The 19,526-nt window shown below is 62.5% G+C and carries 21 protein-coding genes and 1 riboswitch; of the genes, 11 read left to right on the top strand and 10 right to left on the bottom strand.

What is annotated here, in order from left to right; all coding sequences use genetic code 11:
• Position 1 precedes the first annotated feature (1 nt).
• Positions 2–910 carry a DMT family transporter gene (locus tag G522_RS0107630; protein WP_026790530.1) on the bottom strand — a complete coding sequence of 303 codons (909 nt, stop codon included), beginning with the start codon at positions 908–910 and terminating at the stop codon, positions 2–4.
• A 127-nt stretch (positions 911–1,037) separates the two neighbouring features.
• Between G522_RS0107630 and G522_RS26020 the strand changes: the two genes are divergently transcribed.
• Positions 1,038–1,658, top strand: a complete 621-nt coding sequence (locus G522_RS26020; protein WP_051228417.1) for a bifunctional transcriptional activator/DNA repair enzyme AdaA — start codon at positions 1,038–1,040, stop codon at positions 1,656–1,658.
• Here G522_RS26020 and G522_RS0107620 read toward each other — a convergent pair.
• From G522_RS0107620 to G522_RS29975, 4 genes are all read right to left on the bottom strand, one after another.
• Positions 1,621–2,811: a hypothetical protein gene (locus G522_RS0107620; protein ID WP_026790529.1), complete on the bottom strand. Its 1,191-nt coding sequence runs from the start codon at positions 2,809–2,811 to the stop codon at positions 1,621–1,623. The two genes, G522_RS26020 and G522_RS0107620, sit on opposite strands and share 38 nt — an antisense overlap.
• Before the next feature lie 50 nt (positions 2,812–2,861).
• A complete protein-coding gene (locus G522_RS0107615; protein WP_026790528.1) occupies positions 2,862–3,509 on the bottom strand; it encodes an SGNH/GDSL hydrolase family protein in 648 nt (215 codons plus the stop codon).
• Positions 3,510–3,534: 25 nt separating this feature from the next.
• The gene (locus G522_RS0107610) at positions 3,535–4,566 is read right to left on the bottom strand and encodes an acyltransferase family protein (RefSeq protein WP_026790527.1); all 1,032 of its coding nucleotides are present in this window, start codon (positions 4,564–4,566) and stop codon (positions 3,535–3,537) included.
• A gap of 179 nt (positions 4,567–4,745) precedes the next feature.
• Positions 4,746–4,907: a hypothetical protein gene (locus G522_RS29975; protein ID WP_156886864.1), complete on the bottom strand. Its 162-nt coding sequence runs from the start codon at positions 4,905–4,907 to the stop codon at positions 4,746–4,748.
• A gap of 196 nt (positions 4,908–5,103) precedes the next feature.
• Between G522_RS29975 and G522_RS0107600 the strand changes: the two genes are divergently transcribed.
• From G522_RS0107600 to G522_RS0107580, 5 genes are all read left to right on the top strand, one after another.
• The gene (locus tag G522_RS0107600; RefSeq protein WP_245586608.1) at positions 5,104–5,958 is read left to right on the top strand and encodes a S49 family peptidase; all 855 of its coding nucleotides are present in this window, start codon (positions 5,104–5,106) and stop codon (positions 5,956–5,958) included.
• 77 nt (positions 5,959–6,035) lie between these two features.
• On the top strand, positions 6,036–6,215 hold the full coding sequence (locus tag G522_RS0107595) for a hypothetical protein (RefSeq protein WP_026790525.1): 180 nt from the start codon (positions 6,036–6,038) through the stop codon (positions 6,213–6,215).
• Positions 6,216–6,787: 572 nt separating this feature from the next.
• Positions 6,788–7,723, top strand: a complete 936-nt coding sequence (locus tag G522_RS0107590) for a glycine--tRNA ligase subunit alpha (RefSeq protein ID WP_026790524.1) — start codon at positions 6,788–6,790, stop codon at positions 7,721–7,723.
• Between the two features lie 20 nt (positions 7,724–7,743).
• A complete protein-coding gene (locus G522_RS0107585; protein WP_026790523.1) occupies positions 7,744–8,421 on the top strand; it encodes an HAD-IA family hydrolase in 678 nt (225 codons plus the stop codon).
• A gap of 3 nt (positions 8,422–8,424) precedes the next feature.
• Positions 8,425–9,195, top strand: a complete 771-nt coding sequence (locus G522_RS0107580; RefSeq protein ID WP_026790522.1) for an ATP12 family chaperone protein — start codon at positions 8,425–8,427, stop codon at positions 9,193–9,195.
• 2 nt (positions 9,196–9,197) lie between these two features.
• On the opposite strand, the gene G522_RS0107575 is transcribed toward G522_RS0107580, so the two are convergent.
• Complete coding sequence (locus G522_RS0107575; RefSeq protein WP_026790521.1) at positions 9,198–9,746, bottom strand: GNAT family N-acetyltransferase; 549 nt, start codon at positions 9,744–9,746, stop codon at positions 9,198–9,200.
• Between the two features lie 187 nt (positions 9,747–9,933).
• Here G522_RS0107575 and secG point away from each other — a divergent pair, with 187 nt between their 5' ends.
• The gene (gene secG, locus G522_RS0107570) at positions 9,934–10,473 is read left to right on the top strand and encodes a preprotein translocase subunit SecG (RefSeq protein ID WP_026790520.1); all 540 of its coding nucleotides are present in this window, start codon (positions 9,934–9,936) and stop codon (positions 10,471–10,473) included.
• A 197-nt stretch (positions 10,474–10,670) separates the two neighbouring features.
• Positions 10,671–12,299 carry a CTP synthase gene (locus G522_RS0107565; protein WP_026790519.1) on the top strand — a complete coding sequence of 543 codons (1,629 nt, stop codon included), beginning with the start codon at positions 10,671–10,673 and terminating at the stop codon, positions 12,297–12,299.
• Between the two features lie 63 nt (positions 12,300–12,362).
• Here G522_RS0107565 and G522_RS0107560 read toward each other — a convergent pair whose 3' ends face one another.
• From G522_RS0107560 to G522_RS0107550, 3 genes are read right to left on the bottom strand one after another with little or no spacing between them, the layout of a single operon-like run.
• On the bottom strand, positions 12,363–13,388 hold the full coding sequence (locus G522_RS0107560) for a TRAP transporter substrate-binding protein (RefSeq protein ID WP_084632957.1): 1,026 nt from the start codon (positions 13,386–13,388) through the stop codon (positions 12,363–12,365).
• A complete protein-coding gene (locus G522_RS26015) occupies positions 13,373–15,169 on the bottom strand; it encodes a TRAP transporter large permease (RefSeq protein WP_051228416.1) in 1,797 nt (598 codons plus the stop codon). The genes G522_RS0107560 and G522_RS26015 overlap by 16 nt, the downstream gene beginning before the upstream one ends.
• Entirely contained in the window at positions 15,166–15,498 is a 333-nt protein-coding gene (locus G522_RS0107550; RefSeq protein WP_026790517.1) for an NIPSNAP family protein, read from the bottom strand. Before G522_RS0107550 ends, G522_RS26015 begins: the two co-directional genes overlap by 4 nt.
• Positions 15,499–15,547: 49 nt before the next feature.
• Positions 15,548–15,650, bottom strand: a riboswitch (TPP riboswitch).
• Positions 15,651–15,805: 155 nt separating this feature from the next.
• Between G522_RS0107550 and G522_RS0107545 the strand changes: the two genes are divergently transcribed.
• From G522_RS0107545 to G522_RS29970, 3 genes are read left to right on the top strand one after another with little or no spacing between them, the layout of a single operon-like run.
• Positions 15,806–16,972, top strand: coding sequence for an aminotransferase (locus G522_RS0107545; RefSeq protein ID WP_026790516.1), 1,167 nt, complete (start codon positions 15,806–15,808; stop codon positions 16,970–16,972).
• Between the two features lie 5 nt (positions 16,973–16,977).
• Positions 16,978–18,000 (top strand): asparaginase, encoded by a 1,023-nt coding sequence (locus G522_RS0107540; RefSeq protein WP_026790515.1) that lies wholly within the window; start codon positions 16,978–16,980, stop codon positions 17,998–18,000.
• Between the two features lie 28 nt (positions 18,001–18,028).
• Positions 18,029–18,202 carry a hypothetical protein gene (locus G522_RS29970; RefSeq protein WP_156886863.1) on the top strand — a complete coding sequence of 58 codons (174 nt, stop codon included), beginning with the start codon at positions 18,029–18,031 and terminating at the stop codon, positions 18,200–18,202.
• 6 nt (positions 18,203–18,208) lie between these two features.
• Here G522_RS29970 and G522_RS0107530 read toward each other — a convergent pair whose 3' ends face one another.
• On the bottom strand, positions 18,209–19,504 hold the full coding sequence (locus G522_RS0107530) for an MFS transporter (RefSeq protein ID WP_026790514.1): 1,296 nt from the start codon (positions 19,502–19,504) through the stop codon (positions 18,209–18,211).
• Positions 19,505–19,526 lie beyond the last annotated feature (22 nt).

Below are 19,526 nucleotides of genomic sequence, written 5' to 3'. Positions count from 1 at the left end.
CTCACATTGCTGCTGGGGCTCGCCGGAGCATGGCGAAGATACGGCCATCGATCGACAGGAGACCGAGCGCGATCAAGGCCATCCCCAGGAAATGACTTGAAGACAGGCGCTCTCCGAGCACGAGGCTGCCGAGCAGGATGGCCGAGACGGGGATCAACAGCGTCACCAGCGACGAGTTGGTGGCGCCACCGACCGAGAGGAGATGGAAGTAGATGATGTAGGCAAAAGCGGTCGAGATCAGTGCGAGTGCGAGAAGCGCTCCGACCGTGACGAGGTGTGGCGCGGCAAGATGCCAAGGCGCGTCAACGATTGCGACGATGGGCAACATCACCACAGTGGACACTGTGGTCTGGCCGAACGCGACAACGGCGGGCGCAATGCCCAAGCGACGGAAACGTCGGCCAAATGTGCCGGCGAACCCATAGGACAAGGCAGCGCCGAGACAGGCGAACAGCGCCCACAGCGGCGGACCGTTGCCGGCAAAGGCGCTGCCGCTCATCAAAACGACGACACCAAGAACGCCCAGCAGCACGCCGGTTATCTTCTGTGGCGTCATCTTCTCATCGGCCGTCAGCCAATGAGCAACCAGAATGGAAAAGATCGGCGTCGTGGCGTTGAGAATGGAGGCAAGACCGGAGGCAAGCGCCGTCTGGCCCCAGAAGATCAGGCTGAAGGGAATGAGGTTGTTGAGAAGACCCATGCCGAGGAAGGCGCGCCATGCTTCGCCGCTGCCTGGAATCGCTCGGCCAATCGCCCGGAGATAAGCGTAGAGAGCGAGAGCGGCGATGGCCACGCGGCCGAGCACAACGGTGAACGGCGGCAACTCGGCCAGCGCCACTTTCGAGAAGAAGAATGATCCGCCCCACAGGACGGAGAGGAAAAGGAGCAGGCCCCACTCGAGGAGGCCCATTTGCGGTGCTTTGGTCAAAGAAACCTCCTGGCTGGCTCAGCGAATAATCGCTCGGTGAGACATGGATCGCTCGCCGGAATCGGACTCGGTTCGTTGAACCTGACAGATTGCGTGTACAATTCCTGTCATGAGCCTCGACATCACCCTCTGGGAAACGGCCTGGGCGGCCCGCGACCCCGCCTATGACGGCGCCTTCTTCGTCTGCGTGCGGACGACGGGCATCTATTGCCGCTGCGTCTGCCCGGTGAAGCAACCGCTGCCGCACAACGTCGAATTCCTGCCGAGTGCAACGGCGGCCGAACTTGCCGGCTACCGGCCCTGCCTGCGCTGCCGGCCCGAGACGGCGCCATTTTGTCCGGCATGGAAGGGCACGCTCGCCATTGTCGAAAAGGCGGCGCGGCTCATCAAAGACGAGGGTGCGCTCGATGGGGATGGCAGTGTGGAGACGTTGGCGGCGCTCGTCGGGGTAGGCAGTCGACACCTGACACGCCTCTTCCGCCGCCATCTCGGCGCCAGCCCGATCGAAGTGGCGAAAACGGCCCGCGTGCAACGCGCCAAGCGGCTCATCACCGAAACGGATATGCCGATGACCGACGTCGCGCTTCAATCGGGATTCGGGAGCCTCAGACGGTTCAATGCGGTGTTCCATGAGGTGTACAAGCGACCGCCGAGCGAGATGCGGCGGGGGCGGAAAACTATCCTTGTCGTCGTCAATCGCTTCCACACTCAACAGTCAAGTAACCCCTAAGAGGGGATTCATCGTGATCGGTACTGGTATTCTTCGCCGGCAAGCAAATTTCTCGCATGGCATCGAGAAATCTTGCACGAACCTGGCGCACGATGTCAGCGCCGGTTGCCTTAGGTTCGCGAAGTAAATCTAGATCGGAATTTTCTAAGTCGGCCGCGGATTTATTTAACACTGTTCGTACTTCCCAATCCAAGGTAACACCCCAATCGCGGGTGTCGCCCTGCAACTCGATGCCGCTTCCAATTGCTCCGTCTGTATAGTAAGCCTCCCATTCGTTACCGGCTTTAACGTGGAAGTGTAATTCTATCATTTGGTTGAAGTATGCCTTTTGATTTAGCGGTAATATCCATTCCCTAAATAATGAATATTCTATTTTGCTGCCGTTAGTTGCTTCATTACTAAAATTGTTATTCTTTTTGCGAATATTAAGGTTATTCCTGAAGCGGAGATTGTCTATGATATTGTTTACGGAGCCGGCGGACTTTCGTTCGAGTTCATGGCGCGACTTGAGAATTTTCGCTTTGGGGTCCTCTGGCTGGAACCATTTTAAAAAGAAACTCGGCCCATAGTCCGACTGATCGCTCAGTTCGTCCGGCCCGTCCGAAAGCCCGACCGAGGCCAGCAAGAAATTGCGGTTATCGATGCGGAACGAGAGTAGAACGCAGCGGTTAGGAACGCTCGCTTTTATATCCAGGTCTGAAAAAGCGCAAAGAGCGATAGCATCCTTCGCCTTCTTCGATGGAAGGACGGCTCTGACGAGCCGGAACTGCTTCCCGACTTCTTCTCTTTCCGAGATCTGCAACCCTTTGACCCAGAGGCGCTCAATTAAGGAACTCGTTTGGCCGATCATGCCTTGTAGTTTGTCGTAATCTTCCTTGCCATGATCGATGTCAGCTACCTCGACAAAGCCGAATTTGTTGCCCTCGCCTGCGGGTGCTGCTGAAGCCCGGAGGAGACTCAAGGGCGGTTTGAACGGCTCAAGATTATAAATGTACGAGGCCATATTTGCCGAGCATGGCAAATCCAGCCCATCGCAGGTGGCTGTGTAGATGGGAATGTCGAACAGAGATGGAAAATTGACGGTATAGGCGTCAGCGCCATGCGCACCTGACACTGCCAGTAGATTTACCGCAAATATCAGTGCGCGGTACATGCGGCAGCCTCCTCAAAACCTCGTCGTTGCGATGTCGTCTGTTGTGGTGCCTAAACCGGATAGCCCACCGCCTTCAGGAAAGCTCGCGCGATGATCATGTGCCCGGTCAGCGTCGGGTGGACGCGGTCGGTGGCGATGCCCATGGGGTGGATTTCGGCCATCACCTCATCGAAAGCGGCCTGGGTGTCGGCGAAGACGGCGCCGTGCTTTTCGGCGAGTTTTTTCATCACCGCGCCATAGGCGTCGATCATCTTGCGCATGGGATCGGCGCGATTGAACTCGACGAAGTAGGGCGCCATCAGCACGAGGCCCTTGAGGCGAGGCAGGGTGCGGACAATGAGCCGCTCCAGCGTCGCCTCGTATTCGTCGATCCGCACATGGTTCTCGGTCTGCAGGCGGGCATCGAACTGCCGCCAGACGTCGTTGACGCCGATCATGATCGACAGCCAGTCGGGCTTCAGATCTTCGACGTCGGTCGCCCAGCGGGCTTCGAGGTCGCGCACGGTATTGGCGCTGACGCCCATGTTGACCACGCGAATGCGTTGGTTGGCATGCGTGACGTTGAGGAAGGCGTTGACGAGGCCGACGTAACCGGTACCGAGGGAGTCGAACAGCGCTTCGCCGATCGGTCTGGCGCGGCTCCAATCGGTGATCGAGTCACCGATGAACAGCAGCTTGCTGTCCTTGTGGATCTTCACTTGCTCTTCCTCCCTTGAATGGTCCTCACCACACGCGGTTCAGCCAGCTCCGGACGCGATTCTCATAGGCGTAGAAAGACAGGAAGCCGACCGCGACCGACAATATGAGCGCCATCAGTTCATGCCCTGGCAGACTGCCGAACAAGTATGTCTTGTATTGGTAAAATGGCTGTTGCCACAGATAGATCGAGAACGAGCCGATGCCGAGCAGCCGAAGCGGCGTCCAGGATAGCACCGATCTCACCCACTGCGGCGCCTCGGCCAAGTGATTGACGGTAAAGGCCAGGAAGAACGGCGCGACCGTCATGGTCAACATCCATGGGAATACCGAGCCGATGTAGAGCGCCGATCCCGCGGCAAAGGCGGCCACCGGCATCCAAGGACGGACGTAGGGCGCGGTTCGATCCCTAAGGAGTGAGTAACCGGCTGAAAGCAACAGATTGGTTGCCGCCACCTCGCTGCGCACCCAGTATTCGATGGGCGGCGCTATGGACGGGAAGGAAAAGTAGCAGAGGTGGATGATGATCGTCAGGAGGCCGAAGCCGATCAGCGCTCCGCCTTCCCGGCCACGTAGGAACGGCAGAAGGGTCAGGAGCGACAGGAAGATATAGGAATGCTCCTCCACGTTCAGCGACCACAGGTGGCCGATCGGGTAGGGGCTGGCGAACATGTGAAAGTCGGCCGGCAGGTAGGAGCGAAGGAACAGCACCGTCGGCACCACCTCGCGCGCTGGCGCCGCTTTGCCGATCAGCGCGGCGATGGCGAAGACGATGAGCAGATAGAGGAAGAAGGCGGGAATGATGCGCGATATGCGGCGCTTGTAGAAGGTAGTGAGCGGCACACGGCGCTGAAACAGAATGCGGCTCATCAACAGGCCGGACAGGCAGAAGAACACATCGACGCCCATGCGCCCGCTGTGCCAGCCCTGGATGATCAGGAAATGCCCTTGCAGAACCAAAAGGATTGCCAGCCCGCGCCAGCCGTCCAGATAGTCGATGCGCTGCAACTCGCTGCCGCCGTGGCGCACCGACGAAGATACTATTTTCTCAATCGTCATATTGGGCTCGAAACGAACCGCGACGCGATGGCGGCGGCTAAGTGGAGCACTCATCGAGGAAAATAGTGATGAAATGGTGACCGTGGGGGTGAGGAAGCGATCGGCTAAATACGACAAAGCGCCCGACATCCCCTTGGGATCGAGCGCTCACGTCGCACCGGCAATCACGTTTTGGCCTATCAGAGGCCAAAACCCTTCAGGAAACCGCGCTTCGGGGCCTTGGCCCGGCTACCGGTGGTCTCTTCGTAGTGGGCAATCGCCTCGGCGATCTCGCGTTCGGCAGTGCTCTGGCTGTGGCGCTTCTTGCTGGCACCCAGCATGGCGAACATCATGGCGTCCATCGTTGTTCTCCGTTCTTTCTCTGTCTCTCTTTTTATGTCCTCAATATAAGTGTCATGCCTGATCGGAACAAATCGTATCTTCTGAAGGATGCTTTCATCTTTTCTGCAAGAGGCCGCGCCGTGGAGTGCCATTTGAAACTCGGCGGGTGTGTTCCTACATGCGACGTGACGCCATTTCCCGTAAAGGAACATGCCCTTGGCCAACTATAAGTCCTGGCTGCCGCGACGGCTTCGCGGCGACGCGCCTGTCGTGCCGCTCGTCCGCCTTTCCGGGGCCATCGGCATGCCGGCCGCGTTGGGGCGAGGCTCACTGTCGCTTTCGTCGATCGAAGGCACGCTCAAGAAGGCTTTCTCGGTGAGCGGGGCGAAGGCGGTGGCGCTCGCCATTAATTCTCCCGGCGGGTCACCCGTCCAGTCCCACCTGATCTTTCGCCGCATCCGCCAGCTGGCCGCGGAAAAGAAGTTGCCGGTGATCGCCTATGTCGAGGATATCGCGGCTTCGGGCGGCTACATGCTGGCTTGTGCTGCCGACGAAATCGTCGCCGACCGCTCGTCCATCCTGGGGTCGATCGGGGTGGTGTCGGCAAGTTTCGGGTTCGACAAGGCGATTTCCCGCCTCGGCATCGATCGGCGCGTCTACACGGCCGGCAGGCGCAAGGTGACGCTTGATCCCTTCCAGCCGGAGAACGGCGACGACATCGAGCATATCAAAACGCTGCAACGCGACATCCACGCCTTCTTCATTGAATTGGTGAAAGAGCGGCGTGGCGCGAGGCTGGCGGACGACGAAGAGCTGTTTTCCGGGCTTTTTTGGGCGGGTGACCGTTCGGTTACTCTTGGTCTCGCAGATCGGATCGGCGTGGCCCACGACGATCTCGTGGCCCGCTTCGGCGATAAGGTTGATATCCGCCTATTCGAGCCCGGTCGGGGTGGCTTCCTGCGCCGTCGCCTGTTCGGCAGTGCGGCGGATGAGGCGGCGACCCTCGTCGATTTCGACAAGGCTCTCGCGGCGATCGAGCGGCGCAGCCTGTTTTCGCGCTACGGTTTGTGAACCTTTCACAGGAAATTGCGCTTGCCAGAATACCAAGACGGTGGTCTCATGGTTTTGTCAGCAAAGGAGATAGGCTCATGTCTCATCTAGTTGGATATGCTCTCATCGGCGCCGGCGTCTATGTCGTCGCGCAGGTGGTGAAGCGCGAGATGACGCGTGTGGCCGAGATTCTCCGCACCGCCAACGCTCAGCCGGTACGCGTCGAGATCCGCATGGAGCGTGATCCGGTAACAGGCGTCTATCGCGATCGTCGTTGAGTCGGTCCCAAGTGATTTCTGGCGGACGTCCGCCATTGTCGAGCCGTAGGCCGAAGCAGATTGCTTCGGCCTTTTTCGTTGTGCGTTACGGCGACGACGTGTTTCGCATGGCGCGACAGTCGTCGGCGCCGATTTTCCGAGCACCGTGCTCTGGTCTCTTAGCCGAGCATATGACCTTCCACGTCAGCTGGCCGGCAGCATTCCTCTCATGCACCGTGCGGCAATCGCAGGGTTTGCCGGTGGGCGTCGAACCGGTCGTTCTGTCTTGAAGCCGATGATCAGGCTGTATCGGCTCAAGGAACTGATGGCGTTGTTGGCCTGCGAAGGCGGGGGCTGCCATGATCAGCGCGGCGAAGGTCATGGTGAGGCGAAATCGTCTGGAGGTCATCGTCCTGTCCCGTCGCGGCATCCAAGGCAGATGACGCTTCCCCTTGTTGGACGATGCTCCGTGCTTTTCCGGGCGGCTCGGCACGTGGCTTTTTGCGGTTGACGGGGAGAGGGGGCGCACCTAATTTCGCGCCCGATCCCGCCCGGCTCCCGCCGGGGTTAAGGCCGCTTCCAGGTAGTTTCCGATGCCCCAGTCCGTCGACGTCAATGATCCCCGCCGCTCCTTCCAAGGACTGCTCCTGACCTTGCAGCGCTTCTGGGCGGAGAAGGGTTGCGTCATCCTGCAGCCCTACGACATGGAAGTGGGGGCCGGCACCTTCCACCCGGCAACGACTTTGCGCTCACTGGGGCCCAAGCCCTGGAAGGCCGCCTATGTACAGCCGTCGCGCCGGCCCAAGGACGGGCGCTATGGCGAGAACCCCAATCGCTTCCAGCATTACTACCAGTTTCAGGTCATCCTGAAGCCGTCGCCGGATAACCTCCAGGAGCTCTATCTCGAAAGCCTTCAGGCGATCGGTATCGACTTGAAGCTGCACGACGTGCGCTTTGTCGAGGACGACTGGGAGAGCCCGACGCTCGGCGCCTGGGGCCTCGGCTGGGAATGCTGGTGCGACGGCATGGAAGTCAGCCAGTTCACTTATTTCCAGCAGGTGGCCGGCATCGAATGCTCGCCCGTGTCAGGCGAGCTCACCTATGGCCTCGAACGCCTCGCCATGTATCTGCAGGGCGTCGACAACGGCTATGAGCTCAACTTCAACGGCCGAGAGGGCGAGGACAAGGTCACCTACGGTGACGTCTTCCATCAGGCCGAGGAAGAATACTCCCGCCATAACTTCGAATATGCCGACACCGATATGCTGATGCAGCATTTCAAGGATGCCGAAGCGGAGTGCAAGGCACTGTTGGAAAAGGGCGCCGCGGCCGGAACCGACGGCATCCACAAGTGCGTGCTGCCGGCCTATGACCAGTGCATCAAGGCCAGCCATCGCTTCAACTTGCTCGATGCGCGCGGCGTCATCTCGGTGCAGGAGCGGCAGAGCTATATCCTACGCGTCCGCGAGCTGGCGAAGGCCTGCGGCGAGGCCTGGCTGAAAACGGTCGGCGGCGGCGCGCTGGCTTGAGCGGCGCGGGAGGTTTGCCGATGGCGTCGAAGCTCGTTCTGTTCGATTGTGACGGCACGCTGGTCGACAGCCAGCACATGATCGTGGCCACCATGACCGAAGCCTTCGCCAAGGTCGGCCACGCGCCGCCCGACCCGGCAGGCGTTCTTTCCATCATTGGCCTGTCACTGCCGGAAGCAATCGGCCGCCTGAATTCGAGTTTAGACGCGGTGGCGGTCGGACTTGTCGCGGACGCCTATCGCGACACCTATCAAGCCATGAAATTCCGTCTTGCTGAGACGGCGCCGCTCTATCCCGGTGCGCTTGATGCCCTGAAGGCGTTGGCGGCGTGCGACGATCTGTTGCTGGGCGTTGTCACCGGCAAGTCGCGGCGCGGTCTCGACGCCATCTTGGAGACGCATGGGCTGACCCGCTTGTTTTCTGTTCTGCGCACCGCCGACGACGGCCCGTCGAAACCACATCCCTTCATGGTGGTTGATGCGGTCGCGGCGCTTGGCGGTGACGTGTCTCAAACGGTCGTGGTTGGTGATACCGGCTTTGACATGCAGATGGCCCGCGCGGCTGGTGCCTTCGCTCTTGGTGTTACCTGGGGCTACAACAGCCCAGCTGAGCTGACCCAGGCCGGTGCTCAGGTGCTGGCGGATAGCTTCGCCGAGATGCCGGCGCTGGCGTTGGGACTCCTCGGCGCGAAGGAGTAGACGATGGCCGATCTCTTCGAAGAACTCGCCGCCTCCTTCGATCCAGTGCAGGCAACCGAGCGGGCACGGGCCAACGTGCAGCGCGTGCTGCCGAAACGCTTCTACAAGGCAGTGTCGGTCGAGCCGATCGACGGACTCTATCGGGTATTGCTGGATGGCAAGCCGGTACGAACGCCGGGGCGGAACTTGCTCGCCATCGCCTCGTTGCGGGCCGCCTGCGGCCTCGAAGCCGAATGGGCGGCGCAGGGCGGGTTCGTTGATCCGATGACCATGCCGCTGACCCGGCTGGTCAACTCGGCGATTGACGGCGTGTCGCGCGAGATCGAGGCAGTGAAGGACGCCGTTGCCGCCTACGCCGGCTCGGATCTCACCTGCTATCGCGCCGGCGAGCCACCGCGCCTCGATGAGCGCCAGCGCCTTGCCTGGGAACCGGTGCTTGACTGGGTGAGGGAACGGTTCGGGGTGCGCCCGGTGGCCACCATTGGCGTTATAGCAGTGGCTCAGCCACCGCAACTCCTCTCGGCAATCCGTGCCGCTTTGCCTGACGATGCCATCCGCCTTGCCGCCATCGAACAGATCACCACGCTGACCGGCTCGGTATTCTTGGCGTTGTCCCTCTTGGAAAAACGCCTGTCGGCCGACGACGTCTGGCTCGCCGCTCACGTCGACGAAGATTGGAACGCCGAGCTCTGGGGTGTCGACAGCGAGGCGCAGCTGCGCCGCGATTTTCGACGGGCCGACTTCGACGCGGCGGCGCTGCTTCTTCTCGACTGAAGTCAGCGCTGGAAGTTTTCCCGTTTCAATCGGTAGAGCACGTGCAGACTGAGCGGGTGGTCTTCGGGAAGGAGCGGATGCTTGAAATCGTCGGCTGGGTTGCGCGTCATGCCGAGGCTGTTCATCACAGCCTGCGAGGGCAGGTTGGGCACGGCCGTGAATGCGACGATCTCCGGGAGGTCAAGAACATCAAAGCCGTGGGCGAGGGCGGCCCGCGCCGCTTCGGCGGCATATCCTTGCCGCCAGAATGGCTTGGCGAGCCGCCAACCCACTTCGACGGTTGGCGCAAAGGGAAAGCCGGGGTTCAGGACCTTCTGGATGCCGACCATGCCGATGAAGGCATCATCCTCCCGCCGGTGCACCGCCGAGAAGCCGTAGCCATGTTCGGTCCACATGCCCTGCAGTCGGCCAACGAGGGCGTCGCTTTCCTCGGCAGTCATCGTTTTGGGGAAGTAGCGCATCACATCCGGATCGGCGTTAAGCGCGGCAAATGGGGCGAGGTCCTGCTCTGTCCAGGGAGCGAGCACAAGGCGCGGAGTTACGAGGATCATGATCGCTGGCTCCTCTCTTGAGGGGAGGGCTTGTGATAAGGCGTTCGCTTCCCAAAATAAACGCCATAGAAAGGTGGAAAGGCCTCCGCCCTTCGTGTACAACGCCGCGGACTCGGACCGCATAGGCGGTCAGTGTGCCCTTTGGCGCGTCCCGGGCTGGGATGCCCTTTGAAAGTTTTGGGGTTACATGCAAACCGTTCTTCTCGTCATCCACCTGATGGTGGTCGCAGCCCTGGTGGGCGTCGTGCTTCTGCAGCGTTCCGAAGGCGGCGCGCTTGGTATCGGTGGCGGCGGTGGCTTCATGACCAGCCGCGGCACCGCCAACGTGCTGACCCGTGCCACGGCAATTCTGGCGACGCTGTTCTTTCTGACGTCGATCGGTCTGTCGGTTCTGCCGCGCCTGACCGGCTCGCATAATTCCATCCTGGATAAAGTGCAGACGGCGCCAGCTTCCCCGACTGCCGATCAGCCGATCGGTTCCGGCAAGGGTGGCGTTCTCGATCAGCTCAACAAGATGAGCAAGCCGGCTGCCCAGCCGGGCAATGCGCCGGTTGCGCCCGCCGTCGAGATCCCGGCTGCGCCGGCAACTCCGGCTCCTGCGACGCCTGCGCCAGCCGCGCCGGCGACGCAAACGCCGGCCGCGCCGACCACTGATTCGGCACCGGCAACCCCGGCGGCTCCGGCCACGACCCCGGCAACGCCAGCTAATCCGGCGCCGACGCCTTAAGGACGAACCCCGTCCGGTAGAAATCGGATACAGACGGTCGCGGACTTCCGCGGCCGTTTTCATGAGACCGAACAATAGCTTGAAGCGACGAGTCGACCGGAGGGTTAACACTTTCCGGGAGGGCTTTTTCGTTTTGTTTTGGATAAACCGGTCGGACCACTCCCCAACGGGTCCGCGAAAAGATAGGTTGAAGGCCCATGGCGCGGTACATCTTCATTACTGGCGGCGTGGTTTCGTCCTTGGGCAAGGGGCTTGCGGCAGCAGCTCTTGCGTCTCTCCTGCAGGCGCGTGGCTACAAGGTTCGTCTCCGTAAGCTCGACCCCTATCTGAACGTCGATCCGGGGACGATGTCTCCGTATCAGCATGGCGAAGTTTTCGTGACCGACGACGGCGCGGAGACTGACCTCGATCTTGGCCATTACGAGCGCTTCACGGGGCGCCCGGCCAACAAGCAGGACAACATCACCACCGGCCGCATCTACCAGGAGATCATCGCCCGCGAACGGCATGGCGACTATCTCGGCGGTACGGTGCAGGTCATCCCGCACGTCACCGACGCCATCAAGGCGTTCATTCTCGACGGCAACGAGGACTATGACTTCGTGCTGTGCGAGATCGGCGGCACGGTGGGTGACATCGAGGCGATGCCGTTCCTGGAGGCGATCCGCCAGCTCGGTAATGAGCTGCCACGCCGGCATTGCGTCTACATCCATCTGACGCTGATGCCCTACATTCCCTCGGCGGGCGAGCTGAAGACCAAACCGACGCAGCATTCGGTGAAGGAGCTGCGTTCCATCGGTATCCAGCCGGACATTCTACTTGTCCGCTGCGACCGGCCCATCCCCGAGGGTGAGCGCAAGAAGCTGTCGCTGTTCTGCAACGTTCGTCAGTCGGCGGTCATCCCCGGCCTTGATGTCGGCAACATCTACGAGGTGCCGCTCGCCTACCACAAGGAAGGCTTCGACGATGAAGTGCTGGCCGCCTTCGGCATCGAAGCGGCGCCGGCCCCCAAGCTGGACCGCTGGCTGGGCATCGTCAATCGCATCAAGAACCCCGAGGGCGAGGTCAACATCGCCGTCGTCGGCAAGTACACGGTGCTGAAGGACGCCTACAAGTCGCTGATCGAAGCTCTGGTGCATGGCGGCATCGCCAACAACGTGCGCGTCAAGATCGAATGGATCGAGAGCGAAGTGTTCGAGAAGGAGGACGCTACCCCCTATCTCGACCACGTTCACGGCATCCTGGTGCCGGGCGGATTCGGCGAGCGCGGTTCGGAGGGCAAGATCCTCGCGGCTCGTTTTGCACGGCAGCATAACGTACCCTATTTCGGCATCTGCTTTGGCATGCAAATGGCGGTGATCGAGGCGGCTCGGGCGTTGGCTGGCGTGACGGGCGCCTCGTCGTCGGAGTTTGGCCCGACCGAGGAACCGGTTGTCGGTCTGATGACCGAGTGGCTGAAGGGCAATGCGCTGGAGAAGCGCAGGGCTGGTGGCGACATGGGCGGCACGCTGCGCCTCGGCTCCTATGAGGCGCATCTCGCCAAGGGGTCCAAGATCGCCGAGATCTATGGTTCGGAGATCATCCACGAGCGCCATCGTCACCGCTACGAGGTGAACATCGACTACCGCGATCGTCTGGAAGCCTGTGGCCTGTCGTTCGCCGGCATGTCGCCGGACGGCGTCCTGCCGGAAACGGTGGAGATTCCTGGTCACCCCTGGTTCATCGGCGTGCAGTATCACCCCGAGCTGAAGAGCCGGCCGTTCGAGCCGCATCCGCTGTTCGCCAGCTTCATCGAGGCGGCCGTGGAGCAGAGCCGTCTGGTTTGACGCTGGGCTTTATCGAGATCGGAAGCCGGCCGCCGCGAGGCGAGCCGGCTTTTTCATGGGATTTCAGAGCGCGGCCAACGCCTGGATTTTTTCCATGCCGCCCACCTTCGGCGCCAAGGCCGCCCAGACGCCCTCGGCACCTTTCACCCAGGTGTCGCGGTTTTCCGGTGTGATCGTCTGGCCACCGGCTGCTTTTGCCGCTTCCATGGATGTTGTTTCATCTGCTTCCATCAGCGTGTCGAAATAGATCGATGCCTCGGCGATTGCGGCGGAGAACACGGCCTTTTCCTCATCATTGAGACCATTCCAGAAGCTGGCCGACAGATAGACCGCGCCGGTCGCCCAGATATGGGCGGTCTCGATGAGATAGGGCACCACTTCATAGAGACGGAAGCCGGCATAGGCGGACTTGGTGAGGTCCATCATGTCGACCACGCCGGTCTTCAGCGCATTATAGGTCTCGGTGATCGGGATGGGCGTCGGCAGAGCGCCGTAAGCCTTCCAGAGCTCGACGTGAAGCGGGCTCTGGATGACGCGAATGCGCTTTCCGGCCACGCCTTGGGGCGTGGTCACCGCCTCCTTGGCGAGCAGGTGACGGGCCCCGTAGTTGATGAAGCCGAGGGTGACGAAGCCTTGGTCGGTCAGCTTCGCCTTGAACTCGTTGCCGATCGGGCTGGCGGTGGCGCGGCGAACGTGATCGCGATCGCGGAAGACGAAGGGCAGGTCGAACAGCTGCGTCTCCGGCACCCAGGCCGACAGGGCCGATAAGGTGGAAAGGCTGGCCTGGATGGAATCGAGGCGGATACCCTCGGCCACCTCCTTTTCGCCGCCCAGCGCGGCGTTGCCGACGACGCGGAAATCGAAGCGGCCGGGCAGCTTTGCTTCCACGAGGTCGCGCACCTTCAGCCAAATCTTTGTCTCAGGCTTATCATCGCCGAGCAACGAGGCGACGGTCAGCGGTCGCGACCCGGCGTGGGCCGGTCGGATGATCGAGGGAAGGGCGAGGGCGGTGAGGCCGGCGGTAAAGGCGCGACGGGTAAGGATGGGCACGGGATTTCCTCCGTAGTTCGAGATCACAGGAGCGCCCATAGGGCGGCGGCGAGCGCCATCAATGAGGTGGCGGCAATGAGAACGAGGGTGAGCGGCAGTACGGCACGGAAGACGGCACTGGCGGAAAGGCCGGTGATGCCGGCGGCGACGAACACCAGCACGCCAACCGGCGGCGTCAGACCGCCGATCATCAGGTTGACGGTGAGGATGACGCCGAAGGCCACGGGATCGATGCCGGCTGCGATAACTGACGGCATGAGCAGCGGCGCGAAGAGCAGGATTCCGGGGCCAACGTCGAGTGGGCCGCCGACGCCCAGCAGGATCAGGTTGGCGATGAGCATGACTGCCAGGGGATTGTTGCCCAGCACCGTTACCCAGCCGGCCAGTGCCTGCGGCAGCCCGTCGACGGCCAACAGGAAGACCAGCGGTGCCGACGAGGCGACAAGAAGACCGATTGCCGCCGTCTCACGCCCAGCCTGGAGAAAGGCGGCGAGGCTTGCGTTGCGGCCGCCCGGAACGGCCAGTGCGGCGATGAGTGCGTAGACCGAAGCGACTGCCGCTGCCTCCGTGGGTGTCGCGACGCCAAGACGAATGCCGAAGAAGACTACCAGCGCCAAGCCGAACACCGGCACCGCCGAGACGAAAGTGGACAGGCGCTCGCGCCGATCGGCAGCTGGGCGCGCCGGCGCGCCAGCGGAAACATGCAACAACACCGCCATGGACGCCGCCAGGATCAGGCCGGCATAGAGCCCGCCCTCAAACAAGGCTCCCACCGACAGATTGGTCGCCGAGGCGAGCAGCAGGAAAGCAATCGACGGCGGGATGATGTTGGGCAGCACTGCCGTGGCAGCAACGATGGCGGCTGCCTTTTCCGGCCTGACGCCGTCGGCGACGAGGGCTGGCGCCAACACCTTGGCGCCGAAGGCGGCGTCGGCGATCGATGAGCCGGAGACGCCGGAAAACATCAGGTTGGTGACCAGCGTCGCCTGGGCCATACCGCCCCGCCGATGACCGACCAGCGCCGAGGCGAAGCTGACGAGGCGATGGGCCAAACCGCCGGCGTTCATCAGCATACCGGCCAGCAGGAAGAAGGGAATGGCAAGGAGCAGAAACTTGCCCATGCCGGAGACCGTCTGCTGCACGATGGCAGCTTCCGGCAGGCGGGCGCCAAAGGGGACGGCAACGGCAAGTCCGACGATCAGCGCATGAACGAAAGGTGCGCCGGCCGCCAGCGCAGCGCAAATGACGACGCAGGCGACGAGGCTCGGTAAACCGACCGGCAATAGCAATGGCAGGTGCGGTAGCGTGGCGAGAGCGCTGCCGCCTGCAACGATCATGAGCGTGGAGTACCAGCGCCGATCGCTGGACATGGATTGGAGAACCAGTTGTGCCGTCGCCAGCCCGCCGCCGATCGCCACCGGCCAGAAGCGCCAGCTTTCCGATATGCCGAGGGTGGGCGAGGTGCCGCCGATCAGCGTGGCCACCTTGCCGGCGCCGAGCATCAGGACCAGCACAGCCGCCAGCGTGACGGCGTCAGACAGGATATCGGCGGCGGCGCGTCCCCTTGGACCGAGGTGGCGGGTTACGACGTCGATGCGCATGGCGAGCGGGCCGCTGGCGCAGAGCGGCAGCCCGAGGAACACCATCGCTGTATGCAGGAGGATGCCGAGGTCCTCGGTGGCGACGAAGCCGGTTGAAAAGAGATAGCGCAGCAGCGTGGCGCCGGACACCAGAACAAGCAGCGCGGCCAGGATTGCCGCCAGCAGGCCGGTCAGCAGTCGATCGATCGTCGATGACAACTGCGCGGCAATCCGGGTCATGGTCGCAGTCCCGTGCCGCCAAGGGGCGAGAACCAAGCCGGCTTCAGGATGCGGCTTCGCATGGCCTGCACGAAGGGTGAGGCTTTGGCGCGAAACGTCTGCCATGCGGGATCGGCCTCCATGGCGGCGCGTCGGCGGTCGCGGTCGGCGAGGTCGTCATATTGCCAGATGTGGACAACGTCATTGACGGTGCCGATATCCTGCGTGAACCAGCCGACCAGAATGCCGAGATGGCCGGTCTGGATTGCCATGCCCTCGGATACATAGAGGTCGAGATAGGTGCCGACGTGCGCCGGCTCGATTGTGTAGGTGCGTTCGTCGAGAATCATGATCGTTCAGCCGTCGTGGAAATGGGCGGGCGGCGGAACGCTTCAGGTCACTGTCTGCATGGCTCTATCCCTCCGCCGGCATGACCCGGATCAGGTTCGTCGGGTTGGAGAAACTCCTCTCAGCCTCTGATGAGGCACCCCGTGAGATGGCATCAGCTTAGCCGGATGAACTCCGATGCGCCATAGGCAAAGACCTCAATCGGCGCCAGTGAGCCATGCGCCCGGCGAGCGTGTTCAAGCGGCAAACGGCTTGTGGCCTACGCAACGGTCCACTAGGGTCGGCGAGTTTTCCTGCGATTGATTTGCGATGAAGCCCACCAATCCTGTTTTCACCGGCCTTCCCACGACCATCTTTGAGGTGATGTCGGGCCTTGCCCGCGACACCGGCGCCATCAACCTCGGCCAGGGTTTTCCCGATGTCGACGGCCCGGAGGAGGTGCGGCGCGCCGCGGCAGAGGCTTTTCTTTCAGGCCCCAACCAATATCCGCCGATGATGGGCCTGCCGGCCCTGCGGCAGGCGGTCGCCGCCATTAACAAGCGCTTCTACGGCCTCGATATCGACTGGGCCAGCGAGGTGATGGTGACATCCGGTGCGACCGAGGCGCTCGCCGACGCCATTCTCGGCCTTGTCCGTCCAGGTGACGAGGTGGTGCTGATCGAGCCACTCTACGACAGCTACCTGCCAATCGTCCTACAGGCTGGCGGAATCCCAAAGCCGGTCCGCATCGCTCCTCCGACCTGGGAGCTCGATCCTGACGCGCTGGCCGCTGCCTTCTCCGAGCGTACCAAGGCGATCCTGATCAACACGCCGATGAATCCCGCGGGCAAGGTGTTTTCGCGGCAGGAGCTGGAACTGATCGCCGGCCTCTGCCTGAAGCACGACGCGGTGGTGATTTCCGACGAGGTCTATGAGCATCTGGTGTTCGATGGCGGCCGGCACGTCTCGCCGATGCAGCTTCCCGGCATGCGCGATCGCGTCGTCCGTATCGGCTCGGCCGGCAAGACCTTCTCGCTGACTGGCTGGAAGGTCGGCTATGTCACCGCGTCGCCGGCCCTGATGGAGCCGATCGCCAAAGCGCATCAGTTCGTCACCTTTACAACGCCGCCGGCCTTGCAGACGGCAGTGGCGCATGGACTTTCATTTGACGACGACTATTTCGATGGGGGCATTGCTCAATTGCAGACCAAGCGGGATCGTCTGTCGGACGGGCTTTCGAAACTCGGCTTCTCGGTGTTGCCGTCAGCCGGCACCTACTTCATTGTCACCGATACCGGACCGCTCGGTATCGACGATGACGCCGAGGCTTGCTTCAGGATGACGCGCGAGGCAGGCGTCGCGGCGGTGCCGGTCTCGGCCTTCTACATGTCCGCCCCACCGAAGCGCTTCATCCGCTTCTGCTTTTCCAAGCGCGACGAGGTGCTGGACGAGGCCATTGCCCGTCTCGCCGCCTGGATCGACAAACAGGGACGATAAATCCGATGGAAAATCCGGTTCTGGTCGAAGTGACGCGTGGACCCATCGTCGAAAGCTTTCACCGGGGCTCGGTGGCCATCGTCGATGGCGACGGCCGCCTGGTGTTCGGTGTCGGCGATATTGAGCGTCCAAGCTTTCCCCGTTCTGCGGTCAAGCCGTTCCAGGCGCTGCCATTCGTGGAAAGCGGCGCCGCCGATCGCTTCGGCTTTGGCGACGCCGAGCTGGCGCTTTCCATGGCGTCCCACAATGCCGAGCCACGGCATGTGGAAACCGCCCGCGCCATGCTTGCCGCCGCTGGCCTCGACGAGGGGTGCCTTGCCTGCGGTCCCCACTGGCCGGGCCGGCATGACGATCAGGGCGAGTTGCACCGCCGTGGCGAAAAGCCCGGTCGCATTCACAACAACTGCTCGGGCAAGCACACCGGCTTCCTCTGCACCTGCGTCGTCACCGGCACCGATCCGCGCGGGTATGAAAAGGCGGAGCATCCGGTGATGCGGGAAGTCATCGCCGCCGGTGCCTCGATGACCGGCACGCCGCATGCGACCGATATTTGCGGTATCGATGGCTGCTCCATCCCAACCTTTGCCGTGGCGCCACGGGCGCTTGCTCACGGCTTTGCCCGTTTCGTGACCGGGGTTGGTCTGACGGCCTCCCGCGCCCGCGCTGCCGAACGGTTGAGGCTGGCGGCTGCCGCCGAACCCTTCATGATCGCCGGCACGGGGCGTTTCTGTACGCGGGCCATGACGGCGCTTGGCGATCGTGTTCTGGTCAAGACCGGCGCCGAAGGCGTCTTCATTGGAGCGATCAAGGAGCTCGGTCTCGGCATTGCCTTGAAGATCGACGACGGCGCCGGCCGGGCCTCCGAAGCGGCAATGGCCAGAATTCTAATCGACCTTTTGAAACTCACCCCCGATGATCCGGGTTATGCCGAGATGCAGGACCTCGCTGGTCCACCGGTAAAGAGCTGGGTTGGCGAGACGGTCGGCGCGATCCGCGTCACGGAAGCGCTCGACGGCGTTACCGGCTGAGCGATAGGCTCGAGGCAGGGAGGACAGCATGGGTGAGGTCGTCAAGCTCGACAAGAAGGCGCGTGAGGCCCGCAGGAAAGCCGAAGCTGCCCGCGCGGCCGGTCATGCGGCCGGCAACCGACCGCCAGCTGGCCGGATGATTGCCGCCATTGTTGGTGGACTGATCCTCGTCCTGATGATCGTGGTGACTTTCATCCTCTGATTTCGCTCAGGCTGCCTGCGGCAGGGGCGAGACCGGCTCACGCTTGCGCTCGATCGTCAGGCAGAGCGCCGCCGCCACGAGACAGAAGCCGCCGGCCACCACCAATGCCGGCACATAGCTCTCAAGATCCGTGCGGCTCCAGCCAGCACCGTAGGCGGCGGTCGCGGCACCGAGCTGATGGGCGGCGAATACCCAGCCGAAGATAAGGCCGGCCTTCTCGGCGCCGAAACGCTCGGCGGTGATCTTGACGGTCGGCGGTACGGTTGCCACCCAATCGAGGCCGTAGAAAACGGCGAAGCCGGCGAGCAAAAGCGGGTCGAAGCCGGTCAGCGGCAAATAGAGCAGCGACAGGCCACGCAGGCCGTAATACCAGAACAGCAGCCAGCGATTGTCATAGCGGTCGGACAACCAGCCGGAGAGCAGCGTGCCGGCAAAGTCGAACAGGCCGACGAAGGCCAGGAAACCCGCTGCGTTGACCGGCCTGATGCCGTAATCGCCACAGATCGACACCCAATGGGTCTGAATAAGGCCGTTGGTGGACAAGCCGCAGACGAAGAAGGTGACGAACAGGACCCAGAAGACGTAGGAGCGCGCGGCGTCACGCAGGCCTTGGATCGGTGCCGACACCAGCGTCAGCAGACCGGCCGTGTGGGCCGGCGCCGGCTGGTGCACGCCACCGAATGGCGCGAGACCGACGTCGGCGGGCCGATCGCGCATTAGAAACAGCACACCGACGAGCGCCGTGGCCAGCAGGGCAACCACCAGACCGAGGGCGGCGCGCCAGCCCCATGCCTCGGTGGCGGCGGCGATGACCGGCAGAAAAATCAGCTGCCCGGTGGCGTTGGAGGCGGTGAGCATGCCGACGACGACACCTCGCCGGCTGACAAACCAACGTGTTGCCACCGTGGCGCCAAGGACCTGCGCCGTCATGCCGGTGCCGAAGCCGATGACCACGCCCCAGAACAGCATGAGCTGCCAGAGTTGGGTCATGGTGGCCGACAAGCCGAAGCCGGCAATGATCAGCAATAGGGCCGTGACGACGACCCGGCGTACGCCGAAGCGATTCATCAAGGCCGCCGAGAACGGGCCCATCAGACCAAACAGCACCAGGCGGACGGCGAAAGCGGTGGAGATATCGGAGTTACGCCAACCGAATTCGGCCTCCAGCGGTCGCAGCATCACGCCCGGCGCCCCTAGTGCACCGGCGGTCGCCAGCATGGTCAGGAAGGTGACGGCGGCCACCGCCCAGCCATAATGGATGTTGCGACGGGCAAAGAAGGCGGGAAGGGCGGAAGTCGTCATCGGCGGGCTTTCGCTGAATGAA

Origin of the sequence: Pleomorphomonas oryzae DSM 16300, assembly GCF_000422965.1 — a bacterium.
GTDB classification, from domain to species: domain Bacteria; phylum Pseudomonadota; class Alphaproteobacteria; order Rhizobiales; family Pleomorphomonadaceae; genus Pleomorphomonas; species Pleomorphomonas oryzae.
Note: the sequence above shows the minus strand (reverse complement) of the source record. Positions and strands in the feature narration are given on the sequence as shown.